Consider the following 17970-nt stretch of genomic DNA (forward strand, 5'->3'; position numbering starts at 1 on the left):
GAGGCGAGTCCAAAGTCCAGTATGTTGAACATAGATCCGCATTTTAGGCGCTAGTGATCGGTTTTATGGTCACCGCCCGCGCCAGTTCGTCTGCATCGCGATCCAGAGCTTCCTCACCGGCGTCAGCGAGATGCGCTGGTGCAGCACCTGGAACTGGTTCGCCTCGATCTCGCGCAGCAGCGTGCGGTAGATGTTGGCCATCATCAGCCCTGGCTTCTGCGCACGGCGATCGGCGTCGGGCAGCAGCGCGAGGGCTTCGTCGTAGGTGCGGTGGGCGCGCTCGGCCTGGAATTTCATCAGCGCCGTGAAGCGCTCGCTGTAGCCGCGGTTCAGGATTTCCTGCGCCTTCACGTCGAACTGCTTCAGCTCGTTCACCGGCAGGTAGATCCGCCCGCGCCGCGCGTCGTCGCCCACGTCGCGGATGATGTTCGTGAGCTGGAACGCGAGGCCCATCTTGTGGGCGTAGGTGGTGGTCTGCGGGTCGGTCTGGCCGAAGATGCTGGCCGCGACCTCGCCGACGATGCCCGCGACGAGGTGGCAATACCGCTGCAGGCCGGGGTAATCGAGGTAGCGGCTTTGCTGCAGGTCCATCTCGCAGCCGTCGATCACGGCGTGCAGGTGCGCGGCGGTGATGTTGTAGAGCGGCGCGTGCGGCATCAGCGCGAGCAGGACCGGGTGCTGCGAGGGCTGGCCGGCGAAGGCCTTGGCGACTTCCGCGCGCCACCACGCCAGCTTGGTCGCGGCCACGCCGGCGTCACTCGTCTCGTCCACCACGTCATCGACCTCGCGGCAGAACGCATAGAACGCGGTGATCGCGGCCCGGCGCGGCGGCGGCAGGAAGAGGAAGGCGTAATAGAAGCTGGAGCCGCTCTTGGCAGCCTTCTCTTGAACGTAGTGTTCGGGCGTCGTCGTCATGGGGCGGGATTGTCTCAGCGAACGCGGTGCGCGCCGTGGGGTTCACATGACCATGGCGCGCCACAGCAACCCCGGCGCGTCGGCGGCGCCGATCTTCGGCCGCCGCTGCAGCACTTCGAAGTCCATCGCCGCGATCTTGTCGAGGATGCGCAAGCCCCCTTGCACCACCAGCCGCAGCTCCCAGCCCGTGCGCCCCGGCAGCCGCGTGGCCAGCGGCGCGCCGGACAGCATCAGCTCGCGCGCCCAGCGGACCTCCTTCTCCACCAGCGCCCGCGTCGCCCCGGTGTCGCGCTGGCGCATCAGGTCCGGCACGCCGACGCCCACCTCGGCGCAGTCGAGCAGCGGCACATACAGCCGGTCACGCGGCAGGTCGACACTCAGGTCCTGCCAGAAGTTGATGAGTTGCAGCGCGGTGCAGATCGCGTCCGACTGCGTCAGCGATTCGAGGTCGCGCACGCCGTAGAGGTGCAGCAGCAGCCGCCCGACCGGGTTGGCCGAGCGCTTGCAGTAGTCGAGCACGGCGGCACGGTCCGGGTAGCGGCGCTGGTGCGTGTCCTGCTCGAAGGCCGACAGCAGTGCCTCCAGCAGCGGCAAGGGCAGGTGGTGCCGGCGGAACATGGCGGCCAGCGGGACGAAGACGCCTTCCCAGCGCGGCGTCGGCGCGTGGCCGCGGGCGACGCTGCGCAGGTCCTCGCGGTAGGCGTCGAGGTCGGCCAGGCGCTGCGCGGGCGTGGCGTCGCCCTCGTCGGCGATGTCGTCGGCCGTGCGGGCGAACCAGTAGATCGCCGTCACCGCGGGCCGCAGCGCCGGCGGGCACAGCACCGAGGCGACGGGGAAGTTTTCGTAGTGGTCGACGCTCATGGGAACCGGGCGAGGCAGTGCGGGGGCGGGATCGTGATTATCGCCACGGTTCTGCGCAGGAATTGACAATGGTTCAAACGGACTCGTACATTACTGACCAGTCAGTCAGTTTGGAGTTTTCCCCATGCGACCCCGCCTCCCTCGCGCCCGCCGCCCCCTGTCGATGGTTCTCGGCCTGTCGGTGCTCGCCGTGCTGGCGGCCTGCTCGAAGCCCGAGCCGCAGCCGGAGCCGATCCGCGCCGTGCGCACCCAGAAGGTCAGCACCGGGTCCGCTACCGCGCAGCAGGAATACGCCGGGGAGATCAAGGCGCGCACCGAGACGCGGCTGAGCTTCCGGGTCGGGGGCAAGCTGATGAGCCGCTCGGTCAACCTGGGCGACGAGGTGAAGGCGGGGCAGGTGATCGCGCAGCTTGATCCGTCCGACCTGAAGCTGGGGCAGGACGCCGCCGCTGCCGGTTTGCGCGCCGCCCAGGCCAACTGGGACCAGGTCAGCGCCGACCTCAAGCGCTACCGCGACCTGTTCGCCCAGGGCTTCATCGGCGCGGCCGAACTGGAGCGCCGCGAGACCGCTGTCAAGGCCGCGCAGGCCACGCTCGACCAGGCCCGCAGCCAGGCCGGTGTGCAGGGCAACCAGACGCAGTACACCCGCCTCGTCGCCGATGCGGCGGGCGTCGTGACCGGCGTGGACGCGGAGCCAGGAACGGTCGTCGCGGCGGGAACGCCCGTCGTCCGGCTGGCGCTGTCCGGCGCACGCGATATGGTGTTCAACGTCCCGGAGGACCGGGTCACTTCGGTGCGGGCGCTGCTGAAACAGCCGGGCGCGCTGCAGGTGCGGCTCTGGGGTGCGACCGGCGAGCCGGTGCGCGCCACGCTGCGCGAACTCGCCGCCGCCGCTGATCCGACCACGCGCACCTTTGTCGCCAAGGCCGATCTGGCCTCGGGTGAGGTGCGCCTGGGCCAGACGGCGACCGTGGCCTTCGATCTGGTCAAGCGCGACGCGGTCACGCGCCTGCCGCTGGCGGCCGTGGTGGAGCAGGGCGGCCAGAGCGTCGTCTGGCTGCTGGACGCGGCCACGATGACGGTCAAGCCGCAGCCGGTGCAGATCGCCGGCGCGGACGGCAATCTGGTGCTGGTCAGCGGCGGCGTGCAGCCCGGGCAGGAAGTGGTCACGGCGGGCGTGCATGTGCTCACCGCGGGCATGAAGGTCAAGCGCTACGCCGAGCCGGTGCGTCCGGCGGCGTCGCGCTGAGGCGGGCAGAAGGTTCGGTGCACACGCCATGAAAACCCATACCCACGACACCGGCACCCGCTCGGGCTTCAACATCTCGCGCTGGGCGCTGGAGCACCCGGCGCTGACCCGCTACCTGATGATCGTGCTGATGGTGCTCGGCTTTGCCGCGTACTTCCAGCTCGGCCAGGACGAGGACCCGCCGTTCACCTTCCGCGCGATGGTCGTGCAGGCCGTCTGGCCGGGTGCGACCGCGCAGCAGATGGCCGACCAGGTCACCGACAAGATCGAGAAGACGCTCCAGGAGGTGCCCAACGCCGACATCATCCGCAGCTACACCAAGCCGGGCGAGTCGGTCACCATCTTCCAGATCAAGGACAGCTCGCCGCCCAAGGACGTGCCGCAGATCTGGTACCAGACGCGCAAGAAGATCGGCGACATGCGCAGCACGCTGCCGGCCGGCGTGATCGGGCCGTTCTTCAACGACGAGTTCGGCGATGTTTACGGTTCGATCGTCGCGCTGTCGGCCGATGGTTTCAGCCAGGAAGAGCTGCGCGAGTTCGCCGAGGACGTGCGCTCGAAGCTGCTGCAGGTCAAGGACGTCGCCAAGGTGGAGACCTTTGGTGCGCAGCCGGAGAAGGTGTTCATCGAGCTGTCGGGCAAGCGCCTGGCGCAGCTCGGCCTCGATCTGAACCAGGTGATCAGCCAGATCGGCACGCAGAACGCGGTCGAGAGCGCGGGTGTGCTGAACGCGGACACGCAGAACCTGCAGGTGCGCGTGGGCGGCCAGTTCCGCTCGATCGACGAACTCGGCCAGCTGCCGATCCGCGTCGTCAATCCGGCCACGGGCGTGGCGAGCATGACGAAGCTGGGCGATGTCGCCACGATCCGCCGCGGCTACACCGACCCGCCGGCGGTGAAGGTGCGCCACCAGGGCGAGCCGGTGATCGCGCTGGGCGTCTCGATGGCCAAGGGCGGCGACATCATCGCGCTGGGCAAGGCGCTGCACGCGCGGGTCGAGGAGATCCGCGCCGAGCTGCCTGCGGGCATCACGCTGTCGCAGATCCAGGACCAGCCGGTGGCGGTGTCGCAGTCGGTGGGCGAGTTCGTCAAGGTGCTGGTCGAGGCGATCGCGGTGGTGCTGGCGGTGAGCTTCATCAGCCTGGGGCTGCACTTCAAACCGTTTCGCATCGACATCTGGCCGGGGCTGGTGGTGGCGATCACGATCCCGCTGGTGCTGTCGATTACCTTCGTCACCATGTACTACTGGGGCGTCGGGCTGCACAAGATCTCGCTGGGCTCGCTGATCATCGCGCTGGGCCTGCTGGTGGACGACGCGATCATCGCGGTCGAGATGATGGTGCGCAAGCTGGAGGAAGGCCACGACAAGCTCTACGCCGCCACCTACGCCTACGACGCCACCTCGATGCCGATGCTGACCGGCACGCTCATCACGGCCGCCGGCTTCCTGCCCATCGGCATGGCCAGGTCCACGGTCGGCGAGTACACCTTCGCGATCTTTGCCGTGACCTCGGCCGCGCTGGTCATCTCGTGGGTGGTGTCGGTGTACTTCGTGCCCTACCTGGGCGCGCGCTTCCTGCGCGTGAAGCCGCACACCGACGGCCAGCCGCACGACCTGTTCGACACCCCGTTCTACAACCGCTTCCGCGGTATGGTGGGCTGGTGCGTGGACCACCGCTGGATCACGATCGCGCTGACGATCGGCGTGTTCGTGCTCGGGCTGGTGGGCATGGGCAAGGTGCAGCAGCAGTTTTTCCCCGATTCGAGCCGCATGGAGATCATGGTCGACCTGTGGCTGCCGGAAGGCGCAACGATCCAGGAAAGCGAGCGCATGGCGGCGCGTTTCCAGAAGCGGATGCAGCAGGAGGCGGGCGTCGAGACGGTGACGACCTGGATCGGCAGTGGCACGCCGCGTTTCTACCTGCCGCTGGACCAGATCTTCCCGCAGACCAACGTGAGCCAGTCCATCGTGCTGCCCAAGGGCATGGCGCAGCGCGAGGAGCTGCGCAAGCGCCTGCCGACGCTGCTGGCCGACGAGTTCCCGGAAGTGCGCGGTCGCGTGAAGCTGCTGCCGAGCGGTCCGCCGGTGCCGTACCCGGTGCAGTTCCGCGTGGTGGGCCCGGACCCGCTGGTGCTGCGCGGCTGGGCGGACCAGGCCAAGGCGATCCTGCGGGCCAGCCCGAACATGCTGGGCGTGAACGACAACTGGAACGAGTCGGTCAAGGTGCTGCGCCTGCAGATCGACCAGGACAAGGCGCGCGCGCTCGGCGTGACCAGCCAGTCGATCGCGCAGGCCACGCGCATGCTGCTGACCGGCACGCCGGTGGGCCAGTTTCGCGAGGGCGACAAGCTGATCGACATCGTGATGCGCCAGCCGACCAGCGAGCGTGACGCGATCACCGATCTGGGCAGCGCCTACGTGCCGACCAGCAGCGGCAAGCCGATCCCGCTGACGCAGATCGCGCGCATCGACCATGTCTGGGAGCCGGGCGTGATGTGGCGCGAAGGGCGCAAGTACGCCGTCACCGTGCAGGGCGACGTGCCGGAAGGCGTGCAGGGGCCGACCGTGACGAAGGAGCTGTGGCCGGCGCTGTCGAAGCTCAAGGAGCGGATGCCGCTGGGCTATTCGATCGAGATCGCTGGCGCGGTCGCCGAGAGCAGCAAGGGGCAGGGCTCGATCGCGGCCGGCGTGCCGGTGATGCTGTTCGTCACCTTCACGCTGCTGATGCTGCAGTTGCAGAGCTTCGCGCGGGCGCTGCTGGTGTTCCTGACCGGGCCGATGGGCATCGCCGGCGTGGCCGCGGCGCTGATCCTGCTGAACCGGCCGTTCGGCTTCGTGGCGCTGCTGGGCGTGATCGCGCTGATGGGCATGATCATGCGCAACTCGGTGATCCTGATCGACCAGATCGAGCAGGACCGGGCCGCGGGCGTGCCGGACTGGAACGCGGTGGTCGAGTCGGCGGTGCGGCGGTTCCGGCCGATCGTGCTGACGGCGGCGGCTGCCGTGCTGGCCATGATCCCGCTGTCGCGCAGCATCTTCTGGGGGCCGATGGCGGTGGCGATCATGGGCGGGCTGATCGTCGCCACGGCGCTGACGCTGCTGGCGCTGCCCGCGATGTATGCGGCGTGGTTCCGGGTGAAAAGGGCGCCTGCCTGATCGGGTTAGAATTCAAGGTTCCGGGAATTTCCGACGCGTGCCGCGCGGGTGGCGAAATTGGTAGACGCACCAGGTTTAGGTCCTGACGCCTTCACGGGCGTGCCGGTTCGAGTCCGGCCCCGCGCACCACACCAGGCACGCAACTCCCCCAGATTCAAGCAACCTAAAGAGCTTCAGAACATGGCTGTTACTGTGGAGACCCTCGACAAGCTCGAGCGCCGTATCACGCTGACCTTGTCGGCCGTTGAACTCCAGACCGAGGTCGAGAACCGCCTCAAGCGGATGGCCCGTACGGTCAAGATCGACGGATTCCGTCCTGGCAAGGTCCCGATGTCCGTCGTCGCCCAGCGCTACGGCTACTCGGTCCAGTACGAAGTCATGAACGACAAGGTCGGTCAGGCTTTCCAGGAGGCCGCAACCGAAGCCCAGGTGCGCGTGGCGGGCACGCCGCGCATCACCGAGAAGGAAGAAGCGCCTGAAGGCCAAGTCGCCTTCGACGCGACCTTCGAGGTCTACCCGGACGTGGTGGTCAGCGACCTGACGGCGGTCGAGATCGAGCGTGTGTCCTCCGAGGTCACCGACGCCGCGATCGACCGCACGGTCGACATCCTGCGCAAGCAGCGCCGCACTTTCACCGAACGCGCCGCCGATGACGTGGCCGCCGACGGCGACCGCGTGACCATCGACTTCGACGGCAAGATCGACGGCGACAGCTTCCAGGGCGGCCAGGCCGAAGCGTTCCAGTTCCTGCTGGGCGAAGGCCGGATGCTCGAAGCCTTCGAGACCGCCGTGCGCGGCATGAAGGCTGGCGAGTCGAAGACCTTCCCGCTGAAGTTCCCCGACGACTACCACGGTGAAGACGTGGCCGGCAAGGAAGCCGACTTCCTCGTCACGCTGAAGAAGGTCGAGCAGCAGAACCTGCCGGACGTGGACACCGCGTTCGCCGAATCGCTCGGCATCGCCGACGCGACCGTCGAAGGCCTGCGCGCCGACATCAAGAAGAACCTGGAACGCGAAGTCAAGTTCCGCGTCGCTGCCCGCAACAAGCAGGCCGTGATGGCGGCGCTGGAAACGGCGACCTCGTTCGACCTGCCCAAGGCGCTCGTGGACAACGAACTCGGCCGTCTGGTCGAGAACGCCCGTGCCGATCTGAAGCAGCGCGGCGTCAAGGATGCCGACAAGGCTCCGATCCCGAACGAAGTGTTCCAGCCGCAAGCCGAGCGCCGTGTGCGCCTGGGCCTGACGGTGGCCGAAGTCGTGCGCACGCATTCGCTGGCCGCGACGCCGGACCAGATCCGCGCCCACATCGAAGAGATGGCGCAGAGCTACGAGCGTCCGTCCGAAGTCATGGCCTGGTACCTGGGTGACCAGCAGCGCCTGGCCGAGGTCGAGGCCGTGGTCATCGAGGCCAATGTGTCCGACTTCGTGCTGGCGCAGGCCAAGGTCACGGACAAGGCGCTGGCCTTCGACGAACTGATGGGTGCCTGAGGCACGACCGCAAGAAAAGCTGCACTAGCCGACTACGCTGGTCGGTAAAGCAGGAACAAGGGGCGCCACGAGCGCCCCTTGTCACATGATGGCCTCCCCCGTGTCCGGCGTTGAATGCCGGCAACCCCCATAATCGGGTTCATCGCTGACGGCCGACCCGTACCGAGCGGTCATCAGCGCGACACAGTGATGTTTCAAGGGTCTCCAATGAGCGCAATCGACACGCAGAACCTGGGCATGGTGCCCATCGTCATCGAACAATCCGGACGCGGCGAGCGCTCCTATGACATCTATTCGCGCCTGCTGCGCGAACGGGTCATCTTCCTGGTCGGCCCGGTCAATGACCAGACGGCCAATCTGGTGGTCGCCCAGCTGCTGTTCCTGGAAAGCGAAAACCCGGACAAGGACATCTCGTTCTACATCAACTCGCCGGGCGGCAGCGTCAGCGCCGGCATGTCGATCTACGACACGATGCAGTTCATCAAGCCCCAGGTGTCCACGCTGTGCATGGGCATGGCGGCGAGCATGGGTGCGTTCCTGCTGACGGCCGGTGAAAAGGGCAAGCGCTTCGCGCTGCCGAACTCCAAGATCATGATCCACCAGCCGCTCGGCGGCACGCAGGGTCAGGCCACCGACATCGAGATCCACGCCCGCGAGATCCTCAAGACCCGCGAGCAGCTCAACCGCATCCTGGCCGACCGGTCGGGCCAGCCGCTGGAGAAGATCCAGGCCGACACCGAGCGCGACTACTACATGTCCGCCGACGAAGCCCAGACCTATGGCCTGATCGATCAGGTCATCAGCAAGCGCGCCTGACCAGCTCCGCATTTCCTTTCTCCCGACTCGACAAGGCCGCATTCCATGCCCGAGAAAAAAGGCTCCTCCGGCGAAAAGACGCTGTATTGCTCGTTCTGCGGCAAGAGCCAGCACGAGGTCAAGAAGCTCATCGCCGGCCCGTCGGTGTTCATCTGTGACGAGTGCATCGAGCTGTGCAACGACATCATCCGTGATGAAGCGCCGGCTGCTGATGTGCCCGGTGGCAAGACGAACCGCGACGACCTGCCGGTGCCCAGTGACATCAAGGCCAGCCTGGACCAGTACGTCATCGGCCAGGACCAGGCCAAACGCACGCTCGCCGTCGCCGTCTACAACCACTACAAGCGCCTGAAGCACATGGAGGGCAAGGCCAAGGGCGACGGGGTGGAGCTGTCCAAGAGCAACATCCTGCTGATCGGCCCGACTGGTTCCGGCAAGACGCTGCTGGCCCAGACGCTCGCCCGCTTGCTCAACGTGCCATTCGTGATCGCCGACGCCACCACGCTGACCGAAGCCGGTTACGTGGGCGAGGATGTCGAGAACATCATCCAGAAGCTGCTTCAGAACTGCAACTACGAGGTCGAGCGTGCCCAGCGCGGCATCGTCTACATCGACGAGATCGACAAGATCAGCCGCAAGGCCGACAACCCGTCGATCACGCGCGATGTGTCCGGTGAAGGCGTGCAGCAAGCCCTGCTGAAGCTGGTCGAAGGCACGATGGCGTCCGTTCCTCCCCAGGGCGGCCGCAAGCACCCGAACCAGGACTTCCTGCAGATCGACACGACCAACATCCTGTTCATCTGCGGTGGCGCCTTCGACGGGCTGGAAAAGGTCATCGCCAACCGGTCCGAGAAGTCGGGCATCGGGTTCGGTGCGTCGGTCAAGGCCAAGTCCGCGCGCAGCGCGGGCGAAGCCTTCCGCGAGGTCGAGCCGGAAGACCTGATCAAGTTCGGCCTCATCCCCGAACTGATCGGCCGCCTGCCGGTGATCGCGACCCTCGGCGAGCTGACCGAGGACGCGATGGTGCAGATCCTGACCGAGCCGAAGAACGCGCTGGTCAAGCAGTACCAGAAGCTGTTCGCGATGGATGGGGTCGATCTGGAGATCCGCCCGTCCGGTCTGACCGCCATCGCCCAGAAGGCGCTCAACCGCAAGACCGGTGCCCGCGGGCTGCGCTCGATCATCGAGCAGGCCCTGATGGACACCATGTTCGAGTTGCCCACGTTCCATGGTGTGGCCAAGGTCGTCGTCGACGAGCACACCATCGAGGACAACACCAAGCCCCTGCTCGTTTACCACGAGCAGGCCAAGGCCAGCGCCTGAGTGCATCCGCGCCGGTTTGCACCTGACTCTTGCAAACCGGCGATGTGCTCCCAGATGGGAGCGCAGAAAGAGAGGTTCTGATGTCAGGCCACCCCATTCTTCCCCCCGATCCGATCACGCTGCCGCTGCTGCCGCTGCGCGATGTCGTGGTCTTCCCGCACATGGTCATCCCGCTGTTCGTGGGCCGGCCGAAATCCATCAAGGCGCTGGAAGCCGCGATGGAAGCGGGCCGCCAGATCATGCTGGTGGCACAGAAGGCTGCCGGCAAGGACGAGCCCAAGTCGGACGACATGTTCGAGACCGGCTGCGTCTCCAGCATCCTGCAGATGCTCAAGCTGCCCGACGGTACCGTGAAGGTGCTGGTCGAAGGTCTGCAGCGCGCCAACACGGTGACGATCGATGACAGCGGCGAGTACTTCACCTCGGTCGTCTCGCCGGTGCCTGTGCCGGATCAAGGCACGCCCGAGATCGAGGCCCTGCGCCGCGCGGTCACGCAGCAGTTCGACCAGTACGTCAAGCTGAACAAGAAGATCCCCCCGGAGATCCTTACCTCGATCGCCGGCATCGACGACGCTGGCCGCCTGTCGGACACGATCGCCGCGCACCTGCCGCTCAAGCTCGAGAACAAGCAGGTCATCCTCGATCTGGTCCCGGTGGCCAAGCGGTTGGAAAAGCTGCTGGAGCTGCTGGAGCACGAGGTCGACATCCTGCAGGTCGAGAAGCGCATCCGTGGCCGCGTCAAGCGCCAGATGGAGAAGAGCCAGCGCGAGTACTACCTGAACGAGCAGGTCAAGGCCATCCAGAAGGAACTCGGCGAAGGCGAAGAAGGCGCCGACTTCGAGGAGCTGGAGAAGAAGATCACCGCCGCGCGCATGTCCAAGGAAGCGCGCAAGAAGGTCGATGGCGAGCTGAAGAAGCTCAAGCTGATGTCGCCGATGTCGGCCGAAGCCACGGTGGTGCGCAACTTCATCGAGACGCTGGTCAACCTGCCGTGGGCGAAGAAGAGCAAGGTCAAGCACGACCTGCCCTTCGCCGAAGGTGTGCTGAACGAGGACCACTACGGCCTCGACAAGGTCAAGGAACGCATCCTTGAATATCTTGCGGTGCAGCAGCGTGTCGAGAAGGTCAAGGCGCCGATCCTGTGCCTGGTCGGTCCTCCGGGCGTGGGCAAGACCTCGCTGGGGCAGTCGGTGGCGCGTGCCACGGGCCGCAAGTTCGTCCGCATGGCGCTGGGTGGCGTGCGCGACGAGGCCGAGATCCGCGGCCACCGCCGCACCTACATCGGCTCGATGCCGGGCAAGGTTCTGCAGAGCCTGAGCAAGGTCGGCGTGCGCAACCCGCTGTTCCTGCTGGACGAGATCGACAAGCTGGGCACTGATTTCCGGGGTGACCCGTCGTCGGCGCTGCTGGAGGTGCTGGACCCCGAGCAGAACCACACCTTCGGCGATCACTATGTCGAGGTGGACTTCGACCTGTCCGACGTGATGTTCATCGCCACGTCGAACTCGCTGAACATCCCGCCGGCGCTGCTCGACCGCATGGAAGTGATCCGCCTGGCGGGTTACACCGAGGACGAGAAGGTCTCGATCGCCCAGCGTTACCTGCTGCCCAAGCAGCGCACCAACAACGGCGTGAAGGACGAGGAGCTGACGGTCGCGGAAGACGCGATCCGCGGCATCATCCGTTACTACACCCGTGAAGCCGGTGTGCGTTCGCTCGAACGCGAGATCTCCAAGATCTGCCGCAAGGTGGTGAAGGGGCTGTCGCTGAAGAAGTACGACGGGCGTGTCACGGTCGAGGCCGCCAACTTGAACGACTTCCTGGGCGTGCGCAAGTACAGCTACGGGGAAGCCGAGAAGCAGAACCAGGTCGGTCAGGTCAACGGCCTGGCGTGGACCGAGGTGGGCGGCGATCTGCTGACCATCGAGGCCGCGATCATGACGGGCAAGGGTGTGATCATCCGCACCGGATCGCTCGGCGACGTGATGAAGGAGTCGGTCGAGGCGGCACGCACGGTGGTGCGCAGCCGTGCGGCGCGGCTTGGCATCAAGGAAGAGCTGTTCGAGAAGCGCGACATCCACATCCACGTGCCGGATGGCGCCACGCCCAAGGACGGCCCGAGCGCGGGTGCTGCGATGACGACGGCCTTCGTGTCGGCGCTGACCGGCATCCCGGTGCGTGCCGATGTGGCGATGACGGGCGAGATCACGCTGCGTGGCGAGGTGACGGAGATCGGTGGCCTGAAGGAGAAACTCCTGGCGGCCCACCGCGGTGGCATCAAGACGGTGCTGATCCCCGAGGCCAATGCCAAGGACCTTCAGGACATCCCTGAAAACGTCAAGAGCCAGCTGGAGATCATCCCGGTCAAGTGGATCGACAAGGTGCTGGAGATCGCGCTGGAACGCCAGCCGCAGCCTTTGCCCGATGAAGAGCCGAAGGTGGTGATCGAGGCGGCCAAGGTGGAGCCGGCTGCAGCGGTCGTGGTGGAAGCTGCGACCAAGCACTAAAAAAACTGGCCTGAAAAGCTTGTGCGACGAGAATGATCTGTTCTATACTTTCGTTCTCGACGCGCAGCACCAAACACCAAATGCGGTGCAGCTAGTCAGGAATGCAGAAGTGCAAAGCGGGAATAGCTCAGTTGGTAGAGCGCAACCTTGCCAAGGTTGAGGTCGCGAGTTCGAGTCTCGTTTCCCGCTCCAGTTTTGCTCAGGTTTCCGAAAAAGGGAGCGCAAGTTGGCTTCCTTTTTTGTTGGTGAAGATATTCAGCGGCGCGGTAGCAAAGCGGTTATGCAGCGGATTGCAAATCCGTGTAGGGTGGTTCGACTCCACTCCGCGCCTCCAGAATCAGAATCATTTGGTTGAATGCGGGAATAGCTCAGTTGGTAGAGCGCAACCTTGCCAAGGTTGAGGTCGCGAGTTCGAGTCTCGTTTCCCGCTCCAGTTTTGTCTTGTCTGGTGCTGGTTCGCAGCCCGGGTGGTGAAATTGGTAGACACTGCGGACTTAAAATCCGCCGCTTTCCCGTGAGGGGGCGTACGGGTTCGATTCCCGTCCCGGGCACCAGATTCGTTGGTTGATTGAATTGAATAGTTTGCGGGAATAGCTCAGTTGGTAGAGCGCAACCTTGCCAAGGTTGAGGTCGCGAGTTCGAGTCTCGTTTCCCGCTCCAACAAGCAGAAAAGCCGTCCAGCGTGACGGCTTTTCTGCTTTTTTGCTTTCTGATTTCAGCGCCTGGGCATCAGGCGCTCGAAACCCAGGTCAACGACCACGGCCAGCAGCCCGACCAGCACGGCGCCCTGCAGCACATACGCCGTGTTGAAGCCGCTGAGTCCGATGATGATGGGCGATCCGAGCGTCTTGGCGCCGACCGTCGAGGCCACCGCCGCCGTGCCGATGTTGATGATCACCGACGTGCGCACGCCAGACAGCATCACCGGCCACGCCAGCGGCCACTCGACCCGCCACAAGCGCTGGGCCGGCGTCATGCCCAGCCCGGTCGCCGCGTCCAGAACATCTTCCGGCACCGAGCCGAGCCCTGCCAGGGTTTGTTGAACGACTGGCAGCAAGCCGTACAAGGCCAGCGCGATCAGTGCCGGTGTTTCTCCAAACCCGATCAGCGGTGCGGCGATCGCCAGTACCGCGACTGGCGGAATGGTCTGCCCCATGGCGACGATGGTTTCGATCATCGGCCGAAATACCAGTCCGGCGGGCCGCGTGGCGAACACGCCCGCTGCCCAACCCAGCAGCACCGACACCAGGCTGGACACCGCCACCAGCCCGATGTGCGACAGCATCAACGCCAGGAAGCTGTCCTGCTCGTACATCGGCCGGTCCAGCGTGGGGAAACCAGCGGCAAACAGCGGTTTGAGCGAAGACATGCCCAGCGTGAGCCCGACCAGCGCGAGCAGCGCCCAGGGCAACGGTTCTGCCCAGCGGCTGCGCTTCATGACCCGCTCGGCACCAGGTCGGCCAGATGCAGCTGCCCGCACGGCTGCCCCGCGCCGTCGACCACCGGCAGACACGGGACGCCCTGCACGAGCAGCATCGACAGGGCATCGCGCAGTGAATCGGTATCGCGCAGGGTTGCTGGCGCGCCCGACATGTCCGGTTCTCGGCGCATCCTGCTCGCCACGGTGTCCAGTGCCAGCAGACGCAGCCCCGTGTCGCTGCGGCCGATGAAGTCGCGCACGAACGCGTTGGCCGGCTCGGCGAGCAGCTGCCGGGGTGTGCCGATCTGGACGACGCGTCCGTGGTCCAGCAGCACGATGCGGCTGCCCAGGCGCAGCGCTTCGTCGATGTCGTGCGTCACCAGCACGATGGTCTTGCCGGAGAGCCGGTGGATGCGCGCCAGTTCGGTCTGCAGCGCTGCGCGGGTGATCGGATCGAGCGCGCCGAAGGGCTCGTCCATCAGCAGCACGTCCGGGTCCGCGGCGAGCGCCCGCGCCACGCCGACCCGCTGCTGCTGGCCACCGGACAGCTCGTTCGGATAGCGACCGCGGTAGAGATCCGGCGACAACTGCAGCAGTTCGAGCAACTCTGTGACCCGGTCGCGGATGCGTGCCGCAGGCCATTTCAGCAGGGTCGGCACGCAGGCGATGTTGCGCTCCACCGTCCAGTGCGGAAACAGCCCCGTCGACTGGATCGCGTAACCCATGCGCCGGCGCAGGTCCTCGGGCTGGAAGGAGCGGATTTCCTGGCCGGCAAAGAGGATGCGGCCCCGGTCGTGTTCGACCAGGCGGTTGACCATCTTCAGCGTGGTCGACTTGCCCGAGCCGGAGCGCCCGATCAGCACCACGAATTCGCCCGGGGCGATGGTCAGCGAGAAGTCCTCGACCACCGCCTGGCCGCCGAAGGACTTGCCCACCTGCTGGAATTCGATCATCGCGCTCCCCGCGTCGTCCATTGCGCGAGCACCTTGAACAGCGCATCCGCCACCACCGCCAGCGCCACCACGGGCACCACGCCGAGCAGCACCAGATCGACCGCGCTGCTCAGCAGTCCCTGGAACATCACCGCCCCGAACCCGCCCGCACCGATCAGCGCCGACACCATCGCCAGCCCGAGCGCCTGCACAGTCGTCACCCGCAGACCCGCCAGCCAGACCGGCCACGCCAGCGGCACCTCGACCTGCCAGAACAGTTGCCGGCGCGTCATGCCCATGCCGCGCGCCGCTTCCAGCACACCCGGCGCGATCTGGGCCAGCCCGGCCATCGTGCTGCGCACGACCGGCAGCAGCGAATACAGCGTCAGCGCCGTGACCGCCGGCGCCACGCCGATGCCGCTCACGCCCCAGCGGGCGAGCACCGGCCACCGACTGGCCAGCGCTGCCAGCGGCACCATCAGCAGCGCAAACAGGGCGATCGACGGCACCGTCTGGACCAGATTGAGCACCGACAGCAGCGCCGGTTGCATCGTCGGGCGCCGGCTCGCCAGCACGCCCAGGGGCACGCCGATCAGCACCGTCGGCAACAGCGTCGCGCCGACCAGCAGCAGGTGCCGCTGCAGGGCGGCGTCGAAGACGTCCCGGCGGTTGTCGTATTCCTTCATCAGCGAGAGGGCGTCCAGCTGGCCACTCCACACCAGTGCCACCACCGGCACGACGAAGACCACGCTGGCCAGCAGCGACAGCCAGGCGTGTAGCGACCAGCCGCGCACCGCTTCGGCCATCGCCAGTCCGCACAGCACGGCCAGCACCCAGTAACCACCGCCCAGCGAGGTGCGGCCCAGCGGCAGGTCCTCGGACAGCAGCGCACTGGCATGGGTGCCGGCCAGCCAGGTCAGTCCGGCCAGCAGACTGGTGGCGCCGACCAGGGTCAGCCAGCGCGTTTGGCGCTCGGATGGGGTTTGAAGTGCAGCCGCCAGCAGCAACAGGACTGGCGCCAACGCCCAGCGCCGGGTGCCGATGAGCACATCAGCCAAGGGCACACCCACGCCGGACAGCAGTCGGTTCGGCGCCTGCGTCAGGAAGGGAAGGCCGAACGCCGCCGCCATCCCCGCCAGCAACAGCACCCACAGCACCGGGTGCGTGGGGCGGCGTCGGCCTCGCATCCGAGCGTGCCGCTGTGCTGCTGCGCCCGCTTACTTGATGAAGCCTTTGGACTTCAGGTAGCTCGCAGCGACCTTCTTCGCGTCTTCACCACCCAGCGCGATGCGGGCGTTGAGCGCCTGCAGCGTCGGGCCATCCAGCGTCTTGAACACCGGGGCGAGCAGGTCGCGGATCTTCGGGTGCTTCTCCAGCACCTCGGCGCGCACGATCGGCGCCGGGGCGTAGATCGGCTGCACGCCCTTGGTGTCGTCCAGCACCACCAGTCCCAGCGCTGCCACCGGCCCGTCGGTGCCGTAGGCCATCGCGGCGTTGACGCCCGAGGTCTGCTCGGCGGCGGCCTTGATGGTCACCGTGGTGTCGCCGCCGGCCAGCGTCAGCAACTGGTCCTGCTTGAGCTTGAAACCGTAGGCGGTCTGGAAGGCGGGCAGGGCGTCCGGGCGCTCGATGAACTCGGCGGAGGCGGCCAGCTTGAACTTGCCCCCACCCGCGATCCAGCGGCCCATGTCGTCCAGCGTCTTGAGCTTGTTGGCGGTGGCCACGTCCTTGCGGATCGCGATGGCCCAGGTGTTGTTGGCCGGAGCGGGTTCGAGCCAGACGATCTTGTTGGCCTGGAAATCGAGCGCCTTGACCTTCTCGTAGCCGGCCTTGGCGTCCTTCCAGGCGGGATCCTTCTCGACCGAGAACATGAAGGCGCCGTTGCCTGTGTATTCGGGGTAGATGTCGATCTCGCCGGCGGTGAGGGCGCCGCGCACGATCTTGGTGTTGCCGAGCTGCACCTTGTTCTCGGTGCGGATGCCGCCGGCTTCAAGCACCTGGATGATCAGGTTGCCCAGCAGCGAGCCCTCGGTGTCGATCTTGGAGCCGACGCGCACGGCGGTCTGGGCCTGGGCGGCGCCGCTGGCGAGCAGGGAGGCCAGCAAGGTGCCGGTGAAGAGACGGCGGGTCAGGCTTGCAGTGCGCATCGGAGTTCCTTCGGGGGCTGGGCTGAGGCGAATTCGAGAACTATTTCGCAGGGGCACTATAAGCGACGGGGCGTTTTTTCGCGGGCGCGCGCTATTCGGCCAAGGCCTCGAAGGTGCAGGGGAAGTCGAGCCAGCGTTGCACGAACCCCCGCAGCGTGGCGACATCGCCGGTGGTCCACAACTGCGCCAGCGGTGTGGCCGTGGTCGCGCCTTGCGTGGCCCCCGGTCCCAGCGCGCCAACCAGCGACACCGTGCGCCGCGCGACCGCATCCGACGTGTCGATCAGGCGTACCCCGTCGCCCATGGCCGCCTGGATGTGGTGGGCGACAAAGGGGTAGTGCGTGCAGCCGAGGACGACCGTGTCCACGTCCTGCGCCCGCAGCGCTGCGCAGTGGGTGTCCACCCGCTCGCGCACGGCGGGCGAGTCGGTCTCGCCGGCCTCGATGGCGGCGGCCAGGCCGGTGCAGGCTTGCAGGCGCAGATCGAGGTGGGCGGCGTGGGCCTGGGCCAGCAGACGGAAACGCTCGCTGCGCAGCGTGCCATTGGTGGCCATGACGCCGACGCGGCCATTGCGGCTGAGTGCGGCGGCGGGTTTCAGGCCCGGCTCGACCCCGACGATGCGTCCTTCTGGATAGCGCGTACGCAGGGCGGTGGCCGCGGCCGCGGTGGCGGTGTTGCAGGCGATCACCAGCAGCTGCGCGCCCTGCCGGTAGAGGAAGTCGGCGATGACCAGCGAGCGGGCGCAGACGTAGTCGTCACCGCGTTCGCCATAGGGGGCGTGGCCCGAATCCGCGACGTAGAGCAGCTGTGCCGCCGGCAATTGCTGCCGGATCGACCGCAGCACCGACAAGCCGCCAAGGCCTGAATCGAACACGCCGATGCGTGGGGGAACGGGGGGCGCAGTGGTCGTCATGCAGGCAGGAGCGGCGGTGGAGCGCCAGTCTAGCAGCGCGCACCGTGGTGTTTTCCGTCGGTCTTCGGGTGTTCCCTGATACAAAAAAAGCTGCGCCGCGATGGTGCAGTGCGGCAAGATTGGCTAAAATCGAACGATCGTGCTTTTTTCGGTGGCGCTGCCACAATCCGTCGCAATTCACGCTTGGGCGGCCCCTAGAATTGCGTTCCCGCCGTCCGTATTCAGACCCATTCAAATACTGG

At 66.5% G+C, this 17970-nt stretch carries 13 protein-coding genes and 6 tRNA genes; 12 read left to right on the forward strand and 7 right to left on the reverse strand.

Going from position 1 to position 17970, the window contains the following annotated elements; all coding sequences use genetic code 11:
• Positions 1-69: 69 nt before the first annotated feature.
• Together hpnD and hpnC are read right to left on the reverse strand one after the other, a co-directional pair.
• On the reverse strand, positions 70-915 hold the full coding sequence (gene hpnD / locus AABN02_RS15910) for a presqualene diphosphate synthase HpnD (protein WP_338415907.1): 846 nt from the start codon (positions 913-915) through the stop codon (positions 70-72).
• Positions 916-957: 42 nt separating this feature from the next.
• The gene (gene hpnC / locus AABN02_RS15915; RefSeq protein WP_338415908.1) at positions 958-1776 is read right to left on the reverse strand and encodes a squalene synthase HpnC; all 819 of its coding nucleotides are present in this window, start codon (positions 1774-1776) and stop codon (positions 958-960) included.
• A 124-nt stretch (positions 1777-1900) separates the two neighbouring features.
• On the opposite strand from hpnC, the gene AABN02_RS15920 reads away from it, so the two are divergent.
• The 12 genes from AABN02_RS15920 (at position 1901) to AABN02_RS15975 (ending at position 12976) form a co-directional block, all read left to right on the forward strand.
• A complete protein-coding gene (locus tag AABN02_RS15920; RefSeq protein ID WP_338415909.1) occupies positions 1901-3025 on the forward strand; it encodes an efflux RND transporter periplasmic adaptor subunit in 1125 nt (374 codons plus the stop codon).
• Positions 3026-3053: 28 nt separating this feature from the next.
• Positions 3054-6182: an efflux RND transporter permease subunit gene (locus AABN02_RS15925; RefSeq protein WP_338415910.1), complete on the forward strand. Its 3129-nt coding sequence runs from the start codon at positions 3054-3056 to the stop codon at positions 6180-6182.
• A gap of 42 nt (positions 6183-6224) precedes the next feature.
• Positions 6225-6311: transfer RNA gene (locus AABN02_RS15930), tRNA-Leu, on the forward strand.
• Between the two features lie 51 nt (positions 6312-6362).
• The gene (gene tig, locus AABN02_RS15935) at positions 6363-7670 is read left to right on the forward strand and encodes a trigger factor (RefSeq protein ID WP_338415911.1); all 1308 of its coding nucleotides are present in this window, start codon (positions 6363-6365) and stop codon (positions 7668-7670) included.
• A 207-nt stretch (positions 7671-7877) separates the two neighbouring features.
• Complete coding sequence (gene clpP / locus AABN02_RS15940) at positions 7878-8486, forward strand: ATP-dependent Clp endopeptidase proteolytic subunit ClpP (protein WP_338415912.1); 609 nt, start codon at positions 7878-7880, stop codon at positions 8484-8486.
• A gap of 45 nt (positions 8487-8531) precedes the next feature.
• On the forward strand, positions 8532-9809 hold the full coding sequence (gene clpX / locus AABN02_RS15945; RefSeq protein WP_338415913.1) for an ATP-dependent Clp protease ATP-binding subunit ClpX: 1278 nt from the start codon (positions 8532-8534) through the stop codon (positions 9807-9809).
• 80 nt (positions 9810-9889) lie between these two features.
• Positions 9890-12316 (forward strand): endopeptidase La, encoded by a 2427-nt coding sequence (gene lon, locus AABN02_RS15950; RefSeq protein WP_338415914.1) that lies wholly within the window; start codon positions 9890-9892, stop codon positions 12314-12316.
• 116 nt (positions 12317-12432) lie between these two features.
• Positions 12433-12508 (forward strand) — tRNA-Gly (locus AABN02_RS15955).
• A gap of 68 nt (positions 12509-12576) precedes the next feature.
• Positions 12577-12650 (forward strand) — tRNA-Cys (locus AABN02_RS15960).
• A 23-nt stretch (positions 12651-12673) separates the two neighbouring features.
• Positions 12674-12749 (forward strand) — tRNA-Gly (locus AABN02_RS15965).
• Between the two features lie 28 nt (positions 12750-12777).
• Positions 12778-12870 (forward strand) — tRNA-Leu (locus AABN02_RS15970).
• Between the two features lie 30 nt (positions 12871-12900).
• Positions 12901-12976, forward strand: a tRNA-Gly gene (locus tag AABN02_RS15975).
• Positions 12977-13031: 55 nt separating this feature from the next.
• Here the strand turns inward: AABN02_RS15975 and AABN02_RS15980 are convergent.
• The 5 genes from AABN02_RS15980 to murI all read right to left on the reverse strand — a co-directional run bounded on the left by AABN02_RS15980 (position 13032) and on the right by murI (position 17728).
• Entirely contained in the window at positions 13032-13754 is a 723-nt protein-coding gene (locus AABN02_RS15980; protein WP_338415915.1) for an ABC transporter permease, read from the reverse strand.
• On the reverse strand, positions 13751-14689 hold the full coding sequence (locus AABN02_RS15985; protein ID WP_338415973.1) for an ABC transporter ATP-binding protein: 939 nt from the start codon (positions 14687-14689) through the stop codon (positions 13751-13753). Before AABN02_RS15985 ends, AABN02_RS15980 begins: the two co-directional genes overlap by 4 nt.
• On the reverse strand, positions 14686-15855 hold the full coding sequence (locus tag AABN02_RS15990) for an ABC transporter permease (RefSeq protein ID WP_338415916.1): 1170 nt from the start codon (positions 15853-15855) through the stop codon (positions 14686-14688). The genes AABN02_RS15985 and AABN02_RS15990 overlap by 4 nt, the downstream gene beginning before the upstream one ends.
• A 30-nt stretch (positions 15856-15885) precedes the next feature.
• Positions 15886-16815 carry an ABC transporter substrate-binding protein gene (locus AABN02_RS15995; protein ID WP_338415917.1) on the reverse strand — a complete coding sequence of 310 codons (930 nt, stop codon included), beginning with the start codon at positions 16813-16815 and terminating at the stop codon, positions 15886-15888.
• Positions 16816-16906: 91 nt separating this feature from the next.
• Complete coding sequence (gene murI, locus AABN02_RS16000) at positions 16907-17728, reverse strand: glutamate racemase (protein ID WP_338415918.1); 822 nt, start codon at positions 17726-17728, stop codon at positions 16907-16909.
• Positions 17729-17970 lie beyond the last annotated feature (242 nt).

It is taken from the genome of uncultured Sphaerotilus sp., assembly GCF_963924895.1.
Classification (GTDB): Bacteria; Pseudomonadota; Gammaproteobacteria; order Burkholderiales; family Burkholderiaceae_C; genus Sphaerotilus.

Bases quoted from the DNA above. Each gene is read 5' to 3' on its own strand.
- hpnD (WP_338415907.1), bottom strand. From the start codon at position 915: ATGACGACGACGCCCGAACACTACGTTCAAGAGAAGGCTGCCAAGAGC.
- hpnC (WP_338415908.1), bottom strand. From the start codon at position 1,776: ATGAGCGTCGACCACTACGAAAACTTCCCCGTCGCCTCGGTGCTGTGC.
- AABN02_RS15920 (WP_338415909.1), top strand. From the start codon at position 1,901: ATGCGACCCCGCCTCCCTCGCGCCCGCCGCCCCCTGTCGATGGTTCTC.
- AABN02_RS15925 (WP_338415910.1), top strand. From the start codon at position 3,054: ATGAAAACCCATACCCACGACACCGGCACCCGCTCGGGCTTCAACATC.
- tig (WP_338415911.1), top strand. From the start codon at position 6,363: ATGGCTGTTACTGTGGAGACCCTCGACAAGCTCGAGCGCCGTATCACG.
- clpP (WP_338415912.1), top strand. From the start codon at position 7,878: ATGAGCGCAATCGACACGCAGAACCTGGGCATGGTGCCCATCGTCATC.
- clpX (WP_338415913.1), top strand. From the start codon at position 8,532: ATGCCCGAGAAAAAAGGCTCCTCCGGCGAAAAGACGCTGTATTGCTCG.
- lon (WP_338415914.1), top strand. From the start codon at position 9,890: ATGTCAGGCCACCCCATTCTTCCCCCCGATCCGATCACGCTGCCGCTG.
- AABN02_RS15980 (WP_338415915.1), bottom strand. From the start codon at position 13,754: ATGAAGCGCAGCCGCTGGGCAGAACCGTTGCCCTGGGCGCTGCTCGCG.
- AABN02_RS15985 (WP_338415973.1), bottom strand. From the start codon at position 14,689: ATGATCGAATTCCAGCAGGTGGGCAAGTCCTTCGGCGGCCAGGCGGTG.
- AABN02_RS15990 (WP_338415916.1), bottom strand. From the start codon at position 15,855: ATGCGAGGCCGACGCCGCCCCACGCACCCGGTGCTGTGGGTGCTGTTG.
- AABN02_RS15995 (WP_338415917.1), bottom strand. From the start codon at position 16,815: ATGCGCACTGCAAGCCTGACCCGCCGTCTCTTCACCGGCACCTTGCTG.
- murI (WP_338415918.1), bottom strand. From the start codon at position 17,728: ATGACGACCACTGCGCCCCCCGTTCCCCCACGCATCGGCGTGTTCGAT.